Raw genomic sequence first — 3,522 nt, forward strand, 5'->3', positions numbered from 1 at the left:
GCCCCCAGCTCCTCCAGCGCCCCGTCCGTCAGTCGGTAGACCGTCCACTCGTCCTGGGGACGGGCCCCCAGCGACTCGTAGAAGGCGATGGACGGGGTGTTCCAGTTCAGGACCGACCACTCCAGACGGCCGTAGCCGCGGGCCACGCAGATACGGGCCAGTTCCGTCAGGAGGGCCTTGCCGTGGCCGCCGCCGCGCAGTTCGGGGCGGACGTACAGGTCCTCCAGGTAGATGCCGTGCACCCCGCGCCACGTGGAGAAGTTGAGGAACCACAGCGCGAAGCCCGCGGGCTCGCCGGTGTCGGTCTCGGCGATGTGCGCGTACGCCGCGGGGTGCTCGCCGAACAGGGCCTCGCGCAACTGCTCCGGCGTCGCCCGCGCCTCGTCCGGGCACTTCTCGTACGCGGCCAGTTCGCGGACCATGGCGTGGATGACGGGTACGTCTTCGGGCGTCGCGGTACGAATCATGGCCGCAGGTTAGCCGGGCGGCGGCGGACCGGTCGCGGGGGTTCCGCTCCCCGGACGGGGCTCAGCGGGACCGCAGCCGCAGCGCCACCTCCAGCTGCTCCGGGGCGAGCGTGTCCTCGCCCTCCTCGATGTCCCAGAGGCAGTTCTGCAGCACCCGTCCCAGCGTCCAGGCGCGCGCCCGGGAGCGGTCCAGGCCCAGCACGTCGGTCAGCGCGTCGAAGCGCCACCGCACCTCCGCCGCGTCGAAACGGTTGACCAGCGCGGGCAGCAGCTCGAAGCCCGGGTCGCCCGCCAGCGGCTTGGGGTCGATGGCGAGCCACGGCTCGCGGCCGGCGGCCAGGACGTTGTCGTAGTGCAGGTCCCAGTGCAGCAGCCGGTCGCCCGGCTCGGCCGCCACCTCGCGTACGGCCGCCGCGCAGTCCGCCAGCAGTCGCCGCTCGGCCCGGTCGCGCAGCGCGCGCACCACCCGCGGGGTCCGCTCCAGCATCCGGGCGGCGCTGTCCGCCAGCCGGCGCATCCCGGGCGGCGCGGGCACGGACGTGAGCCGGGACAGCAGCCCCGCGATCACCCGGACCGCTTCGCGGGAGTCCGCCACCGCCGACAACGGGCGGGCGGAGTCGAGGCGTTCGAGGAGCATCGTGCCCGTCCCGGCGTCGTGGCGCAGCAGGCGCACCGCCCCCGCCCCGTCCCACACCCGCAGGGCCACCGGTTCGCCCTCGGTCTCCTCGTCGGGCGGCTGGAGCTTGAGGACCGCCGGGGTGCCGTCCGCGGCGGTCACTGGAAGCACCAGCGCGCACATCCCGTACATCGGGGGTCCGGCGCCCAGGCGCAGCCCCCAGCGCGAGAGGAACTCCTCCGCCCGGCCGGGCAGCGCGGCGAGGAAGGCGCGGTCCGCCTCGTCGCCGTCCCTCCCCCTCGCGATCAGCTCATCGGGAATGTCGATCACCCGGCCGACCCTACCGCCGTGCGTGAATCGGTCCATGAGCCGATTTCCCGGGCCGGGCCCCCGCCGCGCGGCCGGCGGCGTCCGGCGGTACGTCCGACGCGCCCCCGGCACGTACCTCTGGCTGGCCGTCCTGTTCGGGACCACCATCGCCCTGCACCACATGTCGCCGGAGTTCGAGCAGGACTTCCTGCGGCAGCGCTCCACCAACATCCACGAGCTGTCGGCCAACCCGGTCCGTGTCCTGATCGCCAGTGCCCTGTGGATCGACGGCGGTCACTGGCTCCCGTACGCCGTCCTCTACTCCGTCTTCCACGCGCAGGCCGAACACTGGCTCGGCACCCGCCGCTGGCTCGCGGTCGTCGTCCTCGCGCACGTGGTGGCGACCTACCTCAGCGAGGGCGCGCTGCTGTGGGCGGTCCACCACGACCTGGCCCCGCGCTCGGCCCTCAACACCCTGGACGTGGGGGTGAGTTACGCCCTGGCGGGGGTCGTCGGCGTACTGGCCTACCGTCTGGCGCCGCCCTGGCGGTACGGCTATCTGGGCGGTGTCCTCGTCCTGTACGGCACCCCGCTGCTCACCGGCCGCACCTTCACGGACCTGGGCCACTTCACCTCCGTCCTGGTCGGGCTGGCCTGCCATCCGCTCGTACGGGGAAGGGGCGCGCCCTGGGACCCGGTGGCCGGGGCCAGGTCGGCCGCCGGGCGGCTCCGGCGCCCCTGAGCGGCGACGCGGATTCCCGGGGCCACGGATTCCGTAGCTGCGGATTCCGTATCTGGACAGGGCTCATCCGGCGGTGTACCAACAAGCCCCATGAGCACGCGGACGATCAACGGCGGCATCTCCTTCTGGTACGCGCAGGACGGCATCCCCACCCCGCGCGAGCCCCTGACGGGCGACGCGACGGCGGACGTCGTCATCGTGGGCGGCGGCTACACGGGGCTGTGGACGGCGTACTACCTCAAGAAGGCCGTGCCCTTCCTCAATATCACCGTTCTGGAGGCCCGCTTCTGCGGATACGGTGCCTCCGGCCGCAACGGCGGCTGGCTCTACAACGGCATAGCGGGCCGCGACCGGTACGCGAAGCTGCACGGCCACGAGGCCGCCGTGCGCCTCCAGCGGGCCATGAACGACACGGTCGGGGAGGTCGTGCGGGCCGCCGCCGAGGAGTCGATCGACGCCGACGTGCATCAGGGCGGGGTGCTGGAAGTCGCCTATACCCCGGCCCAGTTGGGCCGCCTGAAGGCCTTCCACGCCGCTGAGATCGCCTTCGGGGAGAAGGACCGGCTGCTGCTGGGGGCCCGTGAGACGGCCGAGCGCGTCCGGGTCGCCGGGGCCGTCGGCTCCGCCTGGACCCCGCACGGCGCCCGCGTCCACCCCGTGAAGCTGCTCAAGGGGCTGGCGGCGGCCGTGGAGGCGCTGGGGGTGACCGTCCACGAGTCGACGCCGGTGACCGAGATCCGCCCCAAGCACGCGGTCACGCCTTACGGCACGGTCCGCGCCCCGTACGTGCTGCGCTGCACCGAGGGGTTCTCCGCCTCCCTGAAGGGCCTGCGCCGCACCTGGCTGCCGATGAACTCCTCCATGGTCGCCACCGAGCCGCTGCCGGCGGAGCTGTGGGAGACGATCGGCTGGGAGGGCCGCGAGACGCTGGGCGACATGGCGCACGCGTACATGTACGCGCAGCGCACCGCCGACGACCGGATCGCGCTGGGCGGGCGCGGGGTGCCCTACCGCTTCGGCTCCCGCACCGACAACGACGGCCGTACCCGGCCGGAGACGGTCGAGGCCCTGCGCGACGTCCTGATCCGCTTCTTCCCCCAGCTCGCCGGGGTCGACATCACCCACGCCTGGTCGGGGGTGCTGGGGGTGCCGCGCGACTGGTGCGCCACGGTGACCCTCGACCGCTCGACGGGCCTCGGCTGGGCGGGCGGCTACGTCGGCTCGGGCGTGGCCACCGCCAACCTCGCCGCCCGCACCCTGCGCGACCTGGTCCAGCAGGACTCCGGCCAGGCCGGCCCCACCGAGCTGACCGCGCTGCCATGGGTCGGCCACCGGGTGCGCCGCTGGGAGCCGGAGCCGTTGCGGTGGGTGGGTGTGCGGGGGATGTA

4 protein-coding genes are annotated in these 3,522 nt (G+C 73.7%); 2 read left to right on the plus strand and 2 right to left on the minus strand.

Annotated features, from left to right (window positions below; translation table 11 throughout):
- Together ACJA3G_RS33230 and ACJA3G_RS33235 are read right to left on the minus strand one after the other, a co-directional pair.
- Positions 1-467 (minus strand): GNAT family N-acetyltransferase (locus ACJA3G_RS33230; RefSeq protein WP_406556752.1); only part of this gene is annotated, 467 nt, incomplete at its 3' end.
- A 61-nt stretch (positions 468-528) separates the two neighbouring features.
- The gene (locus ACJA3G_RS33235) at positions 529-1,449 is read right to left on the minus strand and encodes an aminoglycoside phosphotransferase family protein (RefSeq protein ID WP_406556753.1); all 921 of its coding nucleotides are present in this window, start codon (positions 1,447-1,449) and stop codon (positions 529-531) included.
- On the opposite strand from ACJA3G_RS33235, the gene ACJA3G_RS33240 reads away from it, so the two are divergent.
- Both ACJA3G_RS33240 and ACJA3G_RS33245 read left to right on the plus strand, forming a co-directional pair.
- Complete coding sequence (locus tag ACJA3G_RS33240) at positions 1,448-2,134, plus strand: rhomboid-like protein (RefSeq protein ID WP_406556754.1); 687 nt, start codon at positions 1,448-1,450, stop codon at positions 2,132-2,134. The two genes, ACJA3G_RS33235 and ACJA3G_RS33240, sit on opposite strands and share 2 nt — an antisense overlap.
- Before the next feature lie 90 nt (positions 2,135-2,224).
- Positions 2,225-3,522: NAD(P)/FAD-dependent oxidoreductase (locus ACJA3G_RS33245; protein ID WP_406556755.1), on the plus strand; the 1,298-nt coding region annotated here is incomplete at its 3' end.

It is taken from the genome of Streptomyces sp. YS-3, from assembly GCF_045257485.1.
In the GTDB taxonomy this organism is placed as follows: Bacteria; Actinomycetota; Actinomycetes; order Streptomycetales; family Streptomycetaceae; genus Streptomyces.

Coding starts and splice junctions, on each gene's coding strand:
- ACJA3G_RS33235 (WP_406556753.1), bottom strand. CDS start 1,449: ATGGACCGATTCACGCACGGCGGTAGGGTCGGCCGGGTGATCGACATT.
- ACJA3G_RS33240 (WP_406556754.1), top strand. CDS start 1,448: ATGAGCCGATTTCCCGGGCCGGGCCCCCGCCGCGCGGCCGGCGGCGTC.